At 73.2% G+C, this 17,098-nt stretch carries 12 protein-coding genes; 8 read left to right on the forward strand and 4 right to left on the reverse strand.

What is annotated here, in order from left to right; translation table 11 throughout:
* Positions 1-152 precede the first annotated feature (152 nt).
* On the forward strand, positions 153-2,075 hold the full coding sequence (locus ACWDZ4_RS18225) for an ABC transporter transmembrane domain-containing protein (protein ID WP_451509405.1): 1,923 nt from the start codon (positions 153-155) through the stop codon (positions 2,073-2,075).
* On the forward strand, positions 2,072-3,853 hold the full coding sequence (locus ACWDZ4_RS18230; RefSeq protein ID WP_451509406.1) for an ABC transporter ATP-binding protein: 1,782 nt from the start codon (positions 2,072-2,074) through the stop codon (positions 3,851-3,853). Before ACWDZ4_RS18225 ends, ACWDZ4_RS18230 begins: the two co-directional genes overlap by 4 nt.
* Positions 3,854-4,091: 238 nt before the next feature.
* Here ACWDZ4_RS18230 and ACWDZ4_RS18235 read toward each other — a convergent pair whose 3' ends face one another.
* From ACWDZ4_RS18235 to ACWDZ4_RS18245, 3 genes are all read right to left on the reverse strand, one after another.
* Positions 4,092-5,627, reverse strand: a complete 1,536-nt coding sequence (locus ACWDZ4_RS18235) for a SulP family inorganic anion transporter (protein WP_451509476.1) — start codon at positions 5,625-5,627, stop codon at positions 4,092-4,094.
* 8 nt (positions 5,628-5,635) lie between these two features.
* Positions 5,636-6,244, reverse strand: a complete 609-nt coding sequence (locus ACWDZ4_RS18240) for a carbonic anhydrase (protein ID WP_451509407.1) — start codon at positions 6,242-6,244, stop codon at positions 5,636-5,638.
* An 83-nt stretch (positions 6,245-6,327) separates the two neighbouring features.
* The gene (locus tag ACWDZ4_RS18245) at positions 6,328-6,714 is read right to left on the reverse strand and encodes a hypothetical protein (RefSeq protein WP_451509408.1); all 387 of its coding nucleotides are present in this window, start codon (positions 6,712-6,714) and stop codon (positions 6,328-6,330) included.
* Positions 6,715-7,024: 310 nt separating this feature from the next.
* Here ACWDZ4_RS18245 and ACWDZ4_RS18250 point away from each other — a divergent pair, with 310 nt between their 5' ends.
* From ACWDZ4_RS18250 to ACWDZ4_RS18270, 5 genes are read left to right on the forward strand one after another with little or no spacing between them, the layout of a single operon-like run.
* On the forward strand, positions 7,025-8,524 hold the full coding sequence (locus ACWDZ4_RS18250; protein ID WP_451509409.1) for an ABC transporter substrate-binding protein: 1,500 nt from the start codon (positions 7,025-7,027) through the stop codon (positions 8,522-8,524).
* Positions 8,521-10,638, forward strand: a complete 2,118-nt coding sequence (locus tag ACWDZ4_RS18255) for an ABC transporter permease subunit (protein ID WP_451509410.1) — start codon at positions 8,521-8,523, stop codon at positions 10,636-10,638. Before ACWDZ4_RS18250 ends, ACWDZ4_RS18255 begins: the two co-directional genes overlap by 4 nt.
* Positions 10,635-11,597, forward strand: coding sequence for an ABC transporter ATP-binding protein (locus ACWDZ4_RS18260; protein WP_451509411.1), 963 nt, complete (start codon positions 10,635-10,637; stop codon positions 11,595-11,597). Before ACWDZ4_RS18255 ends, ACWDZ4_RS18260 begins: the two co-directional genes overlap by 4 nt.
* Complete coding sequence (locus ACWDZ4_RS18265) at positions 11,594-12,358, forward strand: ATP-binding cassette domain-containing protein (RefSeq protein ID WP_451509412.1); 765 nt, start codon at positions 11,594-11,596, stop codon at positions 12,356-12,358. Before ACWDZ4_RS18260 ends, ACWDZ4_RS18265 begins: the two co-directional genes overlap by 4 nt.
* A complete protein-coding gene (locus tag ACWDZ4_RS18270) occupies positions 12,355-13,668 on the forward strand; it encodes an MDR family MFS transporter (RefSeq protein ID WP_451509413.1) in 1,314 nt (437 codons plus the stop codon). The genes ACWDZ4_RS18265 and ACWDZ4_RS18270 overlap by 4 nt, the downstream gene beginning before the upstream one ends.
* Here ACWDZ4_RS18270 and ACWDZ4_RS18275 read toward each other — a convergent pair.
* On the reverse strand, positions 13,661-14,452 hold the full coding sequence (locus ACWDZ4_RS18275) for a metal-dependent hydrolase (RefSeq protein WP_451509414.1): 792 nt from the start codon (positions 14,450-14,452) through the stop codon (positions 13,661-13,663). The genes ACWDZ4_RS18270 and ACWDZ4_RS18275 overlap by 8 nt on opposite strands.
* Before the next feature lie 121 nt (positions 14,453-14,573).
* On the opposite strand from ACWDZ4_RS18275, the gene ACWDZ4_RS18280 reads away from it, so the two are divergent.
* Entirely contained in the window at positions 14,574-17,087 is a 2,514-nt protein-coding gene (locus tag ACWDZ4_RS18280; RefSeq protein ID WP_451509415.1) for a DEAD/DEAH box helicase, read from the forward strand.
* Positions 17,088-17,098: the final 11 nt, after the last annotated feature.

Consider the following 17,098-nt stretch of genomic DNA (forward strand, 5'->3'; position numbering starts at 1 on the left):
GGAGTGAAGCGTGGGACGGTCCGGAGCACCAGAGCGGGATGTTCGATCTTGGCGTGTTCTGCGTCTCGGCGCTCATAAATCAATTGCCTTTTCCAGGAGAGAAAAGCGAACCTTGCACGGTTTCAGCCAGCCGCACCGAGCCGTGGGACGACATGCAGATTCGCGATCTTCCGTATCCCGATCCGGGCGTCCCCGACGTCCGGTCCGGCCCCCGATTCCTCTACTGGCTCGGGCGGAACCAGCTCGGCGGCCAGCTGAAGTCCCTCTCCTGGGGCCTGCTGCACCAGTGCGGCGTCGCCGGCCTGCCGCTGGGCGTGGGTCTCGCCGTACAGGCCGTGATCGACGGATCCGGTGGCGGACTGGCGCTCGCCGCCGGGCTGATCGCGCTGCTCGGCGTGGCGGTGGCCCTGGGCGACACCATGCTGCACAGGACCGCCGTCACCAACTGGATCACCGCCGCCGCGCGGGTGCAGCAGCTGCTGGCCCGCAAGACCGCGGAGCTGGGCTCGGCGCTGACCCGCCGGGTCGCGGCGGGCGAGGTCGTCGCGGTCTCCACAGGGGACGTCGAGAAGATCGGCTGGTTCGTCGAGGCGCTCTCGCGCTTCGCGGCCGCCGCCCTCACGCTCGTCGTCGTCTGTGTGGGCCTGTTCGTCTACCAGCCCGCGCTCGGCATCGTCGTGGCGATCGGCGTGCCCGTACTGGCCCTGGCCGTCCTGCCGTTGCTGCCGAAGGCGACCCGGCGGGCCGACACCCAGCGCGAGAAGGCCGGCAAGGCCACCGAGCTGGCGTCCGACACCGTCGCGGGCCTGCGCGTACTGCGCGGCATCGGCGGCGAGGACCTGTTCCTCGACCGCTACCGCAGCGCCTCGCAGGAGGTCCGCAAGGCCGCCGTGCGCAGTGCGCGCATGTGGGCGCTGATCTCCGCGATCCAGGTGTTGCTGCCGGGTCTGCTGTTGATCACTGTCGTGGTGTACGGTGCGCAGCTCGCCCTCGACGGGCGGATCACGGTCGGCGAACTGGTCACCGTCTACAGCGCGGTGACGCTGCTGCTCTACCCCTTGCGCCACTTCGAGGAGATCGCCATGGCGTACTCCTTCTCCCGGCCCTCGGCCAAGCGGGCCGCGCGGGTGCTGTCGCTGGAGCGCACGGCGCACGCGCCGGACGGCACGGCGGACGGAACGGCGGACGACACGAAGGGTGGCAAGGCGCAGGACACGGCGGGCGACGCGGCGGCTCCCGGCGGTCAGGAGGCTCCGGACGGCGACCTGTACGACCCGGCCACCGGACTCCTCGCGCCCGCCGGCCGGTTCACCGCCGTGGTGTGCGGCGACCCCGACCTGGCGGGCCTGCTCGCGGAGCGCCTCGGCGGTCACGCCACCTCGGACACCGACGAGGAGAAGCCGCCGTCGGCGCTGCTGGGCGGGGTGGCGCTCGACGACCTGCCACTGATCACCGCGCGGGGCGCCGTCCTGGTCCAGGACAAGGACCCGGTGCTGCTCTCCGGCACGCTGGGCGAGCTGCTCGACGTACCGGCTTCGGGAAAGGTGACCGCGGTGGACGCGCTGGACGCGGCACAGTGCGGCGACGTACTGGCCGCGCTCGCCCAGGCGTCGGCGGACAGCACGGGCGACCCGATGCGCACCCGGATCACGGAGCGCGGGCGCTCGCTCTCCGGCGGCCAGCGTCAGCGCCTGGCGCTGGCCCGCTCGCTGGTGACCGACCCCGAGGTGCTCGTCCTGGACGAGCCGACCTCGGCGGTCGACTCGCACACCGAGGCGCGGGTGGCGGCGGGCGTGAGGGGGCTGCGTACGGGACGTACGACCGTCGTCTTCGCGTCGTCGCCGCTGCTGCTCGACCAGGCCGACCGGGTGGTGCTCGTCCATGAGGGCGAGGTCGCCGCGGTGGGCGTGCACCGCGAACTGCTGCGCACCGACCCGCGCTACCGCGCGGTCGTCACCCGCGAGCCCGACGGCGAACACGGCGAACACGGCGAACACGCCGGGGACACCGCGAACACCGTGAACCCCGCGAACGCGCGGACACGGGAACTCCAAGAGATCGAGGAATCGGCATGATCGGCGTGGCGCCACCGGCGTACGACCCGGCGGCACCGGAGTCGGCGACGACCCTGCCCGTCGGCAGTCCCGCGACCGTACGGACCTATGTGCGCGAGCTGATGAGGCGGCACCGCAGGGCGTTCGCCGTGCTCGTGTCGCTCAACGCGATCGCGGTCGTCGCCTCGATGGCGGGCCCCTACCTGCTGGGTTCGCTCGTCGAGGACCTGGCGAACGGCGCGCGCGAGCTCCGTCTGGAGCGCACGGCGGCGGTGTTCGCGGTCGCGCTCGTCGCCCAGGCCCTCTTCACCCGCCAGATGCGGCTGCGGGCCGCGATGCTCGGCGAGGAGATGCTGGCCGACCTGCGCGAGGACTTCCTCGTACGGTCGGTCGGTCTGCCGCCGGGCGTGCTGGAGCGGGCGGGCACCGGCGACCTGCTGTCGCGCATCACCACCGACATCGACCGGCTGGCGAACGCGATGCGCGAGGCCGTGCCGCAGCTCGCCATCGGTGTGGTGTGGGCGGGACTGCTGATCGGCGGCCTGACCGTCACCGCGCCGCCCCTGGCGCTGGCCGTACTGGTGGCCGTTCCGGTCCTGGTCATCGGCTGCCGCTGGTACTTCAGGCGGGCGGCGTCGGCGTACCGCTCGGAGGCGGCGGGCTACGCGGCGGTCGCGGCGATGCTCGCCGAGACGGTGGACGCCGGGCGGACCATCGAGGCCCACCGCCTCGGTGACCGCCGGGTGGCCCTCTCCGAGCAGCGGATCAGTCAGTGGACGGCGTGGGAACGGTACACGTTGTGGCTGCGGTCGGTGCTCTTCCCCGTCATCAGCGTCACGCACATGACGATCCTGTGCTCGGTGCTGCTGATCGGTGGCGTCTTCGTCCTGGAGGACTGGATCAGTGTCGGCCAGCTGACGACGGGCGCCCTGCTCGCGCAGATGCTCGTCGACCCGGTCAACCTGATCCTGCGCTGGTACGACGAACTCCAGGTCGCCCAGGTGTCGCTGGCCCGGCTCGTCGGCGTACGGGAGATCGAGCCGGACGCGGGCGACCCGGAGGTCGTGCCCGACGGGCGCGCGGTGCGTGCCGACGCGGTGCGTTTCGGGTACCGGGCGGACGTCGACGTACTGCACGAGGTGACGCTGGACGTGGCTCCCGGCACGCGGATGGCCCTGGTCGGCCCTTCGGGCGCCGGCAAGTCCACGCTGGGGCGGCTGCTCGCCGGGATCTACGCGCCGCGTACGGGAGAAGTGACCCTCGGCGGAGCCGAGTTGTCGCGGATGCCGGCCGAACGGGTGCGTACGCATGTCGCACTGGTCAACCAGGAGCACCACGTCTTCGTGGGCTCCCTGCGCGACAACCTGCTGCTGGCCCGCACGGGCGCGGACGACGCGGAGCTGTGGGCGGCGCTCGGCGCGGTCGACGCGGACGGCTGGGTGCGGGCGCTGGACGGCGCCCTGGACACCGAGGTCGGCTCGGGCGGCCACGCGCTCACCCCGGCGCAGGCACAGCAGATCGCGCTGGCCCGGCTGGTGCTCGCCGACCCGCACACCCTGGTGCTCGACGAGGCGACGTCCCTGCTCGATCCGCGGGCCGCGCGACATCTGGAGCGGTCGCTGGCGCGGGTGCTGGACGGGCGTACGGTCGTGGCGATCGCGCACCGGCTGCACACCGCGCACGACGCGGACGTGATCGCGGTGGTGGAGAGCGGCCGGATCAGCGAACTGGGCAGCCACGACGAACTGGTGGCGGCGGACGGGGCGTACGCGGCGCTGTGGCGGTCCTGGCACGGCTGAGCGATGTCTCCGGTGCGCGGCTTCCGGGGCCCGCAGTTCCGTGAGCGCCGGCGGCTGATCAGCCGCCCTTGCCGTGCCCGTCCGGCCCCGCGCACCTCGTCCGCCCCGGCATTGCGCACAGCCGGCGCACCCGGCCGGCAAAACCTCCGCCCCGCCGCGCACAGACCGTTCTGTGCGGGGCGGGTGGGCACGGCTCCGGCAGCGCCCGGCCGGGACCGGAGCCGCGCCTCGCGGCGGGTCAGGTTGCGACCTTCACGGCTTTCACCCCTTCCTCGTTGTGCCGGTCCGCCCACGCCGTCAGCGCCGCACCGCACGCGTGGTCCACGTGGCGCAGGCCCGTGAGGTCGAGTTCGATCGCCCGGTCGCGGGGCAGCGCCTCCAGCTCGTCGAGGAGTTTCGGCAGCCGCAGGAAGGTCGCGTTGCCCAGCACCCGGACCCGCACCGGCCCCGGATCGTCCCCGATCACGTCCGCGCCGGAGACCTCCGCGCCGGACCCGTCCACGCCGGAGACCTCCACGTGGACGTGGGACGTCTCCCACGCCGACTTCGCGACCGCCAGCAGCAGGCCGATCAGTACCCCTTCGAACATGTTGGTCACCACGATCGACAGGGCCGTGGCGCCCAGCACCACCGCCTCACCGCGGTGTTCGCGCCACAGCGGGACGAGTTCCCTCACCGGGATCAGCTTCCAGCCCGCGTGCACCAGCACACCGGCCAGCGCCGCCACCGGGATCACGCCGAGAGCCGCCGGGAACACCGCGGCGAAGACGAGCAGCCACACCCCGTGCAGCACCCGGGACGCCTTGGTGCGCGCCCCCGCCTGCAAGTTGGCCGAGCTGCGGACGATCACCGCCGTCATCGGCAGCGCGCCGAGCATTCCGCACAGCGTGTTGCCGGCGCCCTGGGCGACGAGCTCCTTGTCGTAGTCGGTCCTGGGACCGTCGTGCAGCCGGTCCACCGCGGCCGCGCTGAACAGGCTCTCGGCCGACGCGATCAGGGTGAAGGCGATCACCGTGCCCAGCACACCCACCTCGGCGAGGCGCGCGAAGTCGCCCGCGCCGGGCGGCTGTACGGCGTCGAACAACCCCTGCACCTCCACCCGCGCGACCGGCGCGTCGAAGGCGAACGCCGCCACGGTCGCGAGTGCGACCGCGGCGAGCGGGGCGGGCAGCACGCGCGCCGCGGCCGGAATCCTCGGCCACAGCAGCAGCACCGCCACCGTGCCGGCCCCGATGGCGAACGCCACCAGGGCCGGGCCCGACCCGAAGGTGTCGAAGGCCAGCCGCGGCAGGCCGCCGATCTTCGCGAGTCCGCCGGCGGGCGCCTCGGCGTCGACCAGCGCGTACAGCTGGCCGGCGATGAGCACCAGGCCGATACCGGCGAGCATGCCCTGCACCACCGCGATCGAGATCGCCCGGAACCACCGGCCCAGCCGGAGGGCGCCCATCGCGAGCTGGAGCACTCCGGCGCCCAGCACGACGACGCCGAGCGCACTGATCCCGTACTCCTGCACGGCCTCGTACACGAGCACCGTCATCCCGGCCGCGGGTCCGCTGACCTGGAGGCTGCTGCCGGGCAGCAACCCGGTGACGAGGCCGCCCACGATGCCGGTGACGAGGCCGAGTTCTGCGGGTACCCCGGAGGCGACGGCCACGCCCACGCACAGCGGCACCGCCACCAGGAAGACGACGAGCGAGGCGGTGAAATCGGCACGGAAGTCGCCCGTGCCCCGTCGCGCGAAGCCGTTCTTGACGGCCTCGACGAGGGTGGTCACGCCGGCGCTCACAGCGGAAGGAAGGCGTCGGCGGCGGGCTGGTGGGCCAGGACGAGCCCGGTGTCCACGGCGTAGAACCAGCCGTGCAGCCTCAGCTGTCCGGCGTCGATCCGCTCGGCCACACAAGGGTAGGCGCGCAGCCGGTCCGTCTGCTCCCGGACGTTGCGCTGGACGGCCGCCGCCACCCCGGTGTCCGCGTCCGACCCGAGGGCGCCCAGGTCGTCCGGCAACTGGCTGTTCAGCCACCCGGCGACCGCCGGTACGGCGCGGAGGTCCTCACCGCGCACCCGCGCGCCGATCGCCCCGCAGTGGGAGTGTCCGCAGACCACGATGTCGGGGACTTGCAGCACGCTGACCGCGTACTCGATGGTCGCGGCCTCGCCGCTGGGGCGGTCCGCGCGGTAGGGAGGCACGGCGTTGCCCGCCGTGCGCAGTTCGAAGAGGTCACCGGGGCGTGCGCCGGTGATCAGGGAGGGGACGACGCGGGAGTCGGAGCAGGTGATGAAGAGCGCCTGCGGCGACTGGCCGGCCGCCAGCCGCCCGAACCACTCGCGCTGCTCGTGGCCCGCCGCTATCCGCTCGCCCAGGGAGCGGGCATGGTCGATGAAGGTCTGCATGGGGGATCGCCTCCAAGAGCGACGACAGTGCCGAGATGACGGATCGGTGTGTACGGAGCCCGGAATCGGTCCGTACAGCCGTGTCAGCAGCGGAAGACTTGGAGGGCGACCGGGAAGTCCCCGGATCTGAAGGGGGCGTGGCAGTACGGCACGGCGACGGCCACAGCGGTGCGCAGCGGGAGTTCCGCGGGCGGGGACGACAGGGCGCAGACAGTACGGACGGCCGGCTGCGGGCCACCCGTCTCGGGCCGGTGGGCCCGGCGGGCGTGACCCGGGTGCGTTTCGGTGTCGGGGAGCGGGGCCGAGCAGGAACCTCCCACGAGCACCGGCGGCGCCGTCTCCGGGCCGGCGGCAGCCGCGGAGCTGCCGGCTGCGGACGCCGCGACGGCGTCGCCGGTCGCGGCCGTGAGGGAGAGCAGTGCGAACAGCGCCAACAGCATCGCCTTGGCGGCCGCGGTGATCCGCAGCACGGTTCCCCCTCCCCCGTAAACGTCGTGTCGTCGTGCCGTCATGCCGTCATGCCGTCATGCCGGAAGTCGGCACCATTGTGTTCAGGAGCAGGCACCAGACAGCAACTCGGCGTTTTACAGCCGGGTTAACTCTCCGCGAACGGGGCCGCATCGCCTCTCGTGTGCCCCTTGCGCGGGCCGTCGGCCCTGGTGGCGGCGACGGTCGCACTGCCGAGCGTAGGAGCAGAGAGGGCTATTTGTTGAATATGATTTTCATGAGCTATGTTCTGGTCGCAAACCGCCTGCTCCATGCCCTCGGAAGAGTCCCCCCGTGCCTGTGCCCAAGGTCCTGCCCGTCGCGGCCATAACCGTCGCGTCCTCCCTGTTGCTCACCGGATGTTTCGCCTCCGGCGCCACCGGTGCCGCCGATTCCGCCGCCTCCGGGGACAAGCGCCTCAGGGTGGCGATGATGCAACCGCCCCGGTCCGCCCTCTCGCCGCTGAGTGACGACGCCTTCAAGCTGTCCCGCTGGAGCACCGCCGAAACACTGGTGAAGCTCGACGCGGAGGGCAACGCGCGCCCCGCGCTCGCCGAGAAGTGGCGGCGTACGGCCAAGCTGACCTGGGAATTCACCATCAGGAACGGCGTGCGCTTCCACGACGGCACACCGCTGACCGCCGCCGCCGTGGCCCGCTCGCTCACCGTGGCCGCCACCGCCTCGCCCAAGCCGCGCATCCTGGACGGGGTCGGGCTCACGGTCGAGGCACGGGGCGACACCGTCACCGTCTCCACCGCCGAGGCGGACCCGCTGGTGCCCGAGCGGATGTCGTCGCCGCAGCTGTCGGTCCTCGCCGCGAAGGCGTACCGGGGCAAGACGGTGAACCCGGTGGGCGCCGGTACGGGCGCGTTCGTCCTGACGAAGGTGAACGGAACCAGCTCCGCCACGCTGGACCGCAACGAGCGCTACTGGGGCGGCGCCGCCAAGGCCCCCGGCATCGACGTGACCTTCGTGCCCGACAGCACCGCCCGCGCCGCCGCGCTGCGCAGCGGCGAGGCCGACATCGTCGAGGCCGTACCGGTGTCGCAGGCGTCGCTGCTGAACGAGAAGCAGATCACCGAGGTGCCGATGCCGCGCACCAACACCCTCTACCTCAATACGTCGAAGGGCGCGTTCAAGGACGCTTCGCTGCGGGCCGCCGCACGCCGGGCCGTCGACGCGCAGGTGCTCGTGGACGGGGTCTACGAGGGCCGCGCCGACGTCGCCGAGGGGCTGCTCGGGCCCGCCCTGCCGTGGGCGAAGGAGCGGAAGGGCCGGACCGCCGCCGCCGCTCCCGGAAAGCCGGACGGCGCCTCGATCACCATCGGCACGTTCACGGACCGGGCCGAGCTGCCCGAGGTCGCCGCGACGCTCCAGCAGCAGCTCCAGAAGGCCGGGTTCAAGGTGAAGCTGGAGGTGCGGGAGTACGCGAACATCGAAGCCGACGCGCTCGCGGGCGCGTTCGACGCGTTCGTCCTCTCCCGGGCGACCGTCCTCGACTCCGGCGACCCGGCCGCGTACCTCTACAGCGACTTCGCGAGCGACGGGTCCTTCAACATCGCACAGCTGAGCGACCCGACCGTGGACAAGGCCCTGCGCAAGGCGGCCGGTACGGCGTCGGGCGATGCGCGACGCGCGGCCGTTCTGGCGGCCGAGACCGCCGTACTGAATACGGATGCCGCGATTCCGATGCTGCACGAGCGTGTCATCCAGGGTGACGCGGCGCACGTCGTCGACTCGGCGAAGGACCCGCGCGAGCGGGAACTCGTCACCGTCGACACCCGCATCAAGTGAAGGCGGCGCTGACGCGGGCCGCCGGTCTGCTCGCCGTCACCGCGGGGGTCGGGCTGCTGCCCTGGCTGTCCGGCAAGGACCCGGCGCTCACCGTGCTGCGGGCCAGGTCCGCCGAACAGGAGCCCACCGCCGAGGCGTTGGACTCGATCCGCGGCGACCTCGGCCTCGGCGGCGGGCCGCTCGCGCCGCTCGGCGACTGGGCGGGCGGGCTGGTGCGCGGTGATCTCGGCACCTCGTGGGTCTCGGGCGCGGAGGTACTGCCGTCCGTGCTGTCCGGGCTCGGGGTGTCACTGCTGCTGATGGGTGCGTCGCTGGTGGTGGCGGTACTGGTCGCCGTCGCACTGTGCGCCCGGACGGTGGTGCGCGGGGCGCGGGGCACGCTGCGGGGGCACGCGGCCGGTGCGCCGGGCGCGATGCTCGCCTCCGTACCGGAGTTCCTGCTGGCGACGGTGGGACTGATCGTGCTGGGTGTGTGGTGCGGCTGGCTGCCGACGTCCGGCTGGGCGGGCCCCGCGCACCTGGTGCTGCCCGCACTGGCCATGGGTGTACCGGCGGGCGGTCTCGTCGGGCGGCTCGTCGACGACGCGCTGCCGGCGGCCTTCGGTGAGCGGTGGGCGGGGCTGTGGCGGGCGTCCGGCGTCACGCCGTGGCGGATCGCGGGCGCGGCGATGCGCCGTGCGATGCCCGCGCTGGTGCCGCAGTTCGGGCTGGTCGCGGTGGGGCTCACGGGTGGCGCGGTGACGGTGGAGACGGTGTTCGCGGTGCCGGGCATCGGGCGCACGGCGCTGGGCGCCGCCAAGTCCCAGGACCTGCCGCTGCTCCAGGGCGCGGTACTGGCCCTGCTGGCACTGGGGCTGGTGGCGGGGGCGGTGGCGCACGGCGTACGCCGCAGGCTGCTCGGGCCGGCGCTGCGAAACGTTTCGCCGGCGCGGTCGGGAGTGAGGGGTGCGAAGGGTGCGGCACGGCTGGCTGCCCTCGCCGTACGCCGCCGGCTGTCCGGGCCGAGGCCGCGGAGCGGTGCGGGGGCGGGAGCGGTGGCGGGGGCCGGCGCGTCGGTTTCTTTCCCCACCCCGCCCCTTCCTCCCGAAGTCCTCAATCGCCGGACGGGCTCGATTTTCCGGCCCGGGGCGGAAGATCCGGGCCAGTCGGCCGGCCTGACGGCTGAGACCCCGGGGCAGAAACAAACCCGTCCGGCGATTGAGGACCGGGGTCCGGGGCGGAGCTCTGTGCACGGGGCGGCCGGGGCTGTCGCGGCAGGCAGCGGTGGCCCCGGGCGGAGCCCCGCGCGCGGCCGGACAGCGGGGGCGGGCGCCGCCTCACTGGCGTTGCCCGCGCCGCTGCCCGCGCCCGCGGGACCGCTTCGGCGGGCCGTGCCCGTCGTGCTGGGCGGGATACTGCTGGGAGTCGTCGCCTGGGGGCTGCTGCGGGATCCGTACGCCGTGGACACCGCCGCCCGGCTCGCCGCGCCCTCGGGGGCGCACCCGCTGGGCACCGACGGGCTCGGGCGGGACGTGCTGGCGCGGCTCGGGCACGGGGCGGCCTCCACGGTGGGGGTGGCCCTGACCGTGTGCGCGGTCAGCTACGCCGTCGCCCTGGCGCTCGGCTTCCTGCCGGCTTTCTCGGCCGGCATCAGCGATGTCGCCAACGCCCTGCCGCCCGTCGTCGTCGGCATCCTCGTCGCCGCCGTGCTCGGCCCCGGCACGGCGGGCGCCTCGCTGGCCGTCGCGCTGGTCTCCTGGCCGCCGCTCGCCGCGCACGCCGCCGCCCTGGTGCAGGAGGTGCGCGCGTCCGGCTTCCTCGCCGCGCAGCGCGCCATCGGTTCCACCCCGTACCGCATCCTGACCCGGCACGTCCTGCCCGCCGTCGCCGGACCGGTCGCCCGCCACGCGGTGCTCCGGCTGCCCGGGATCGCGCTGGCGCTCGCCTCGCTCGGTTTCCTCGGGCTCGGCGTACAGCCGCCCGCGCCGGAGTGGGGGCTGCTCCTCGACGAGTCGCGGATGTACGTCGAGCGCGCCCCGTGGGCCGCGCTCGCGCCCGCGACGGCGCTCGCCCTGCTGGCGGGACTCGCCGTTTCCCTGTCGTCACTCACCTCCCCGAAGGCTCAACACCCATGACTTTGCTGTCCGTTCGCGATCTGCGCGTCCGCGTCCGGGACGGCGCGCGGACCGTCACCCCCGTACGCTCCCTCTCCTTCGACATCCGGCGCGGCGAAGTGCTGGGCGTGGTCGGCGAGTCGGGGGCCGGCAAGTCGCTGACCGCGCGGGCCGTGCTCGGCATGGCGCCGTACGGGGCGGAGATCACCGGCAGCGTACGGTTCGACGGCCGCGAGCTGGCCGGCGCGGACCGCCACGCGTACGCGCGGCTGTGGGGGCGGCGCATGGCGTACGTACCGCAGGACGCGCTGGCCGTGCTGTCGCCCGTGCACACCGTCGGGGACCAGATCGCCGCCGCCGTACGGTCGACGGGGTGCGGACGCGCGCAGGCGCGGACCAGGGCCGTCGCCGCGCTCGACCGGGTGGGGATCGCGGACGCGGCGCGGCGGGCGAAGGCGTATCCGCACGAGTTCTCCGGCGGGATGCGCCAGCGCGCGGTGATCGCCATGGCGACCGTGAACGACCCCGACCTGGTCGTCGCGGACGAACCGACCACCGCGCTGGACGCGACCGTGCAGGCGCAGGTGCTCGACGTACTCGCCGAGCGGCGCGCGGAGACGGGCGCGGCGCTGATGCTGGTCACGCACGACCTGGGCGTGGTGGCCCGGTACGCCGACCGCGTGCTGGTGATGTACGCCGGGCGGCACACCGAATCCGGGCCCGTGGACCGGGTGTTCGGGCAGCCGCGCGCCCCGTACACCGCCGCCCTGCTCGCCTCGCTGCCGCCCGGCGAACCGACGGCCGACCGCAGACTTCCGGCGCTCGGCGGCGCCCCGCCGGCACCCGCCGACGCGCCTGCGGGGTGCGCCTTCGCGCCGCGCTGTCCGCTGGCGGACGACCGCTGCGGCGCCGAGGCCCCCGAAGCCGTGGGCGACGCGCATCTGGTGTCCTGCCACCATGCCGTGGAGGCCGCCGCATGAGCGCACTGCTGGAGGTACGGGACCTGGTGGTCCGCTACCCGGGCCGCACCGCCGTCGACGGCGTCTCCTTCGAGCTGGCCGCGGGCGAGACGCTGGCCCTGATCGGCGCATCGGGTTCCGGCAAGTCGAGTACGGCGTCGGCCGTGCTCGGGCTGCGCCGCCCCGACAGCGGCGAGGTGTGGTTCGACGGGCGCGAGCTGACCGCGCTGGACGAGCGGGCACTGCGGCCGCTGCGGCCCGCCCTGCAACCGGTGTTCCAGGATCCGTACGGTTCGCTGAGCCCCCGGCAGCGGGTGCGCGACGCGGTGGCCGAGCCCTTGCGCGTCCAGGGCCGGTGGGACCGGGACGGCGGCCCTCGGCGGGTGGCCGAGCTCCTGGAGATGGTCGGTCTGGACGCCGCGGCCGGCGGGCGCCGTCCGCACGAGCTGTCCGGCGGGCAGTGCCAGCGCGTCGGCATCGCGCGGGCGCTGGCGAGCGAGCCCCGGCTGCTGGTGCTCGACGAACCGGTGTCGGCGCTGGATCCGTCGGTACGGGCCGGGGTGCTCAACCTCCTCACTGATCTCCAGGAGCGGTTCGGCCTCGCGTACCTCTTCATCTGCCACGATCTGGCCCTGGTGCGTCACGTGGCGCACCGGGTCGCGGTGATGCGCCACGGCCGGGTGGTGGAGACGGGGCCCGCGCGCCTGCTGTACGGGACGGCCGAGCACCCGTACACACGCGAGCTGCTCGCCGCGGTCCCGTCCGTCGGGGGTGCGCGGTGAGCGCCGGCGCTCTGCCCCGGCTGCCCCGGCTGCTGATCTCCAGCCAGTTCGCCTTCAACGTCGGGTTCTTCGCCGTCCTGCCCTATCTCGCCGAGCACCTGAGCGGGACGCTCGGGCTCGCGGGGTGGCTGGTGGGCCTCGTACTGGGGCTGCGCACCTTCAGCCAGCAGGGACTGTTCGTGGTCGGCGGGGCGCTCACCGACCGGTACGGCGCCCGGCCGGTGGTCCTGACGGGGTGCGCCCTGCGCGTGGCCGGGTTCGGCTGGCTCGGGTTCGCGGGCGCGACGTGGTCGGTGATCGGGGCGGTCCTGCTGGTGGGGTTCGCCGCGGCGCTGTTCTCGCCCGCGGTGGAGACGGAGATCGCCCGGCAGGCGGTACGGCACGAGGAGGAGACGGGCCTGCCCCGCACCCGGATGCTGGCGCGGTTCTCGGCGGGCGGGCAGGCGGGGGCGCTGATCGGTCCCGTACTGGGGGCACTGCTGCTGTACGGCGGGTTCCGGGCCGCGTGCCTGACGGGCGCCGCGGTCTTCGCCGCCGTCACGGTGGCGCACTGGCGCCTGCTGCCGGGCCGCCCGCCGGCTGAGCTCGAGAAGCACGGTCAGGACGGCGGGGACAGCGGAGACAGCGGGGACGGCCGCGCACACGTGCCGGTGCGGGACGGTGTGCGGCGGCTGCTGCGCAACCGCCCTTTCCTCGGCCTGTGCCTCGCCTACAGCACCTACCTTCTCGCCTACAACCAGCTCTACCTCGCGCTGCCCGGCGAACTGCGCCGCGCCACGGGGTCGCAGGCCGCGCTCGGCTGGCTCTTCGCGCTGTCGTCGGTGCTGGTGGTCGCCGGGCAGGTGCCGCTGTCGCGGTGGGCGGCGGAGCGGCTGTCGTGGCGGGGCTGCGTGCTCGGCGGGCTGCTGCTGATCGCCGCGTCCTTCGCGGCGGCCGGGGCGTTGCTGCCGCTGGGCGGGCTGTGGCCGTCGCTGGCCTTCGTGGTGCTGCTGACGCTGGGGCAGATGCTGGTCGTCCCCGCGACCCGGGCCTGGCTGCCGGATCTCGTCGGTGACCGCAGCCTCGGTCTGTTCACCGGCGCGTTGTCGTCCGTGTCGGGTCTGGTGGTGCTGGCGGGCGGCGCCCCGGCCGGGGCGTTGCTGGAGGCGGGCGGGGCGCTGCCGTGGCTGGTGCTGGCGGCGGTGCCGTTGGCGGGGCTGGCGCTGGTGCCGCGTACGGCCCGTACAGGCCGTACGGCAGCACCGGCGGCCGCTCCCGGAGCCCCCAGCGCCCCCGGAGCATCCGGCGCCCCCGGCGCCCCCGTCAGATGAAGTTGAGCGCCGCCGCGCCGCCCACTCCCCCGAGCAGCATGAACGCCGGCATCAGCACCTTCAGCTCCACCCAGCTGCCCGCGCGGAACCGCAGCGCCCTCGGCGGGCCGATCGGGTACCAGCGCTTGCGGCCGACCGGGATCGGCCACAGGATCGGGCAGCCGGAGACGGTGAGCGCGTCGCCGATGTCGTGCACCAGCGCGCCGAGGACGATCGGCAGGCCGAGCCACAGGTACTCCTGGCCGGCGCCGGCGAACAGCCAGTCGGCACCATTGCCCGTCTTGTCCAGTATGCCGGCCAGCATCCACGCGCTCGTCGCGCCGAGCAGCCACACCAGGACGTCGCTGGACACCCGGGCGGCCCGCCACAGCAGGCCCTCCACGGCCAGCACCAGGTGGACGAAGAGGATCACGAGAACCGCCCAGCGGCCGCCGGTGAACGCCAGGAGCGACGCGCCGCCGCCGGTCATGACCGCCCACAGCCAGGTGTGAGTGAGCGTGCGGTGGCCGCCGGTCCTGCGCGGGTCGCCGGGCTTCCTGGTCGCCTTGTAGACGGCGTACGACAGCTTGTCGACGATCTCGCACAGGCCCTTCGACACCGGCCCGAAGGCGCGCGAGATGGTCGCGGACTTGTGGTCGAGGTCGGGGGCGAGGGCCGCGCCCGCGCAGATCAGCGCTCCGACGACGAGTACGGGCCAGGGCATCGGGTGCCCGGCCGAGGCCGTCGCCGCCCCCACCCCCAGCCAGGCCGCTGCTCCTGACAGGGAGTGCGCCGGTCCCATCATGGTCGTTCCCGCCCCATTTGCTCTTGTGGTGTGCCCCGTTGACACGGCAGCGTATCGTTCGCGATCTTCGTACGGCCGTCCGGTTCTCTCTCGAGGGGGGAAGCCAGGCAAGATGGGGGGCGTGACCCTTATCGATCAGCTGCCCCCGACCGACGATCCCGATGCCCTCTTCGAGGCTTTCTCCTCATGGGCCGAGGGCCAGGGCATCAGTCTCTATCCCGCTCAGGAGGAGGCGCTGATCGAGGTGGTCTCCGGCGCGAATGTGATCTTGTCCACACCCACCGGGTCCGGAAAGAGCCTGGTCGCGGCGGGTGCCCACTTCGCCGCCCTGGCCCAGGACAAGGTCACCTTCTACACCGCGCCGATCAAGGCGCTGGTCTCGGAGAAGTTCTTCGACCTGTGCAAGCTCTTCGGCACGGAGAACGTCGGCATGCTGACGGGCGACGCGTCCGTCAACGCCGACGCCCCGGTCATCGCCTGCACGGCCGAGGTACTGGCCTCCATCGCGCTGCGCGACGGCAGGCACGCCGACATCGGCCAGGTCGTGATGGACGAGTTCCACTTCTACGCCGAACCGGACCGCGGCTGGGCCTGGCAGATCCCGCTCCTGGAACTGCCGCAGGCCCAGTTCGTCCTCATGTCGGCGACGCTCGGCGACGTCTCGATGTTCGAGAAGGACCTGACCCGCCGCACGGGCCGCCCGACCTCCGTGGTGCGCTCCGCGACCCGGCCGGTCCCGCTGTCGTACGAGTACCGCCTGACCCCCATCACCGAGACGCTGACCGAGCTGCTGGAGACCAGGCAGGCTCCCGTCTACATCGTGCACTTCACGCAGGCGGCGGCCGTCGAGCGGGCGCAGTCGCTGATGAGCATCAACATGTGCTCGCGCGAGGAGAAGGACAAGATCGCCGAGCTGATCGGCAACTTCCGCTTCACCACCAAGTTCGGCAAGAACCTCTCCCGGTACGTGCGGCACGGGATCGGCGTGCACCACGCGGGCATGCTGCCCAAGTACCGCAGGCTCGTCGAGAAGCTCGCGCAGGCGGGGCTGCTGAAGGTCATCTGCGGTACGGACACCCTGGGCGTCGGCGTCAACGTCCCCATCCGCACGGTGCTGTTCACCGCGCTCACGAAGTACGACGGCACGCGCGTCCGCACGCTCCGCGCCCGGGAGTTCCACCAGATCGCGGGCCGCGCCGGACGGGCGGGCTTCGACGTCGCGGGCCTGGTCGTCGCGCAGGCGCCCGAGCACGTCGTCGAGAACGAGAAGGCGCTCGCCAAGGCCGGCGACGACCCGAAGAAACGCCGCAAGGTGGTCCGCAAGAAGGCCCCCGAGGGCTTCGTCGCCTGGTCCGAGACGACCTTCGACAAGCTCATCACGTCCGACCCCGAGCCGCTGACCAGCCGTTTCCGTGTCACGCACACCATGCTGCTCTCGGTCATCGCGCGCCCCGGCAACCCCTTCGCCGCCATGCGCCACCTCCTGGAGGACAACCACGAGCCGCGCAAGGCGCAGCTGCGGCACATCCGCCGGGCCATCGCCATCTTCCGCTCGCTGCTCGACGGCGGCGTGGTGGAGATGCTGGACACCCCGGAGGCCGACGGCCGTACCGTACGGCTGACCGTCGACCTCCAGCAGGACTTCGCGCTCAACCAGCCGCTGTCGACGTTCGCGCTGGCCGCGTACGAGCTGCTGGACCCGGATTCCCCCTCGTACGCCCTGGACATGGTCTCCGTCGTCGAGTCGACGCTGGACGACCCGCGCCAGATCCTCGCCGCCCAGCAGAACAAGGCGCGCGGCGAGGCCGTCGGCCAGATGAAGGCGGACCGCGTCGAGTATGAGGAGCGCATGGAGCGGCTCCAGGAGATCACGTACCCGAAGCCGCTGGAGGAGCTGCTCTGGCACGGGTACAACGTCTACCGCAAGAGCCACCCGTGGGTCGGCGACCACCCGGTGTCCCCGAAGTCCGTGGTCCGCGACATGTACGAGCGGGCCATGACCTTCGCGGAGTTCACCTCGCACTACGAGCTCGCCCGTACCGAGGGCATCGTGCTGCGCTACCTCGCGGGCGCGTACAAGGCGCTGGAGCACACCATCCCGGACGACATCAAGTCCGAGGACCTGGAGGACCTGATCGCCTGGCTCGGCGAGCTGGTGCGCCAGGTGGACTCCAGCCTCCTCGACGAGTGGGAGCAGCTCGCCAACCCCGAGGTGGAGACGGCCGAGCAGGCCCAGGAGCGCGCCGACCAGGTCAAGCCGGTCACGGCGAACGCGCGGGCCTTCCGGGTGCTCGTACGCAACGCCATGTTCCGCCGCGTCGAGCTCGCCGCCCTGGACAACGTCCGGGAGCTGGGCGAGCTGGACGGCGAGTCCGGCTGGGACGAGGACAAGTGGGGCGAGGCCATGGACGCGTACTGGGACGAGTACGAGGACCTGGGCACCGGGCCCGACGCCCGCGGACCCAAGCTGCTGATGATCGAGGAGGACGCCGAGCACGGCCTGTGGCGCGTCCGTCAGACCTTCGCCGACCCGAACGGCGACCACGACTGGGGCATCGGCGCGGAGGTCGACCTCGCCGCCTCCGACGAGGAGGGGCGGGCCGTGGTCCGCGTCACCTCGGTCGGTCAGCTGTAGAAGCCGGCTGT

The organism is Streptomyces sp. NPDC003016 (genome assembly GCF_053591455.1).

Coding starts and splice junctions, on each gene's coding strand:
- ACWDZ4_RS18275 (WP_451509414.1), bottom strand. CDS start 14,452: ATGATGGGACCGGCGCACTCCCTGTCAGGAGCAGCGGCCTGGCTGGGG.
- ACWDZ4_RS18265 (WP_451509412.1), top strand. CDS start 11,594: ATGAGCGCACTGCTGGAGGTACGGGACCTGGTGGTCCGCTACCCGGGC.
- ACWDZ4_RS18230 (WP_451509406.1), top strand. CDS start 2,072: ATGATCGGCGTGGCGCCACCGGCGTACGACCCGGCGGCACCGGAGTCG.
- ACWDZ4_RS18260 (WP_451509411.1), top strand. CDS start 10,635: ATGACTTTGCTGTCCGTTCGCGATCTGCGCGTCCGCGTCCGGGACGGC.
- ACWDZ4_RS18240 (WP_451509407.1), bottom strand. CDS start 6,244: ATGCAGACCTTCATCGACCATGCCCGCTCCCTGGGCGAGCGGATAGCG.
- ACWDZ4_RS18225 (WP_451509405.1), top strand. CDS start 153: ATGCAGATTCGCGATCTTCCGTATCCCGATCCGGGCGTCCCCGACGTC.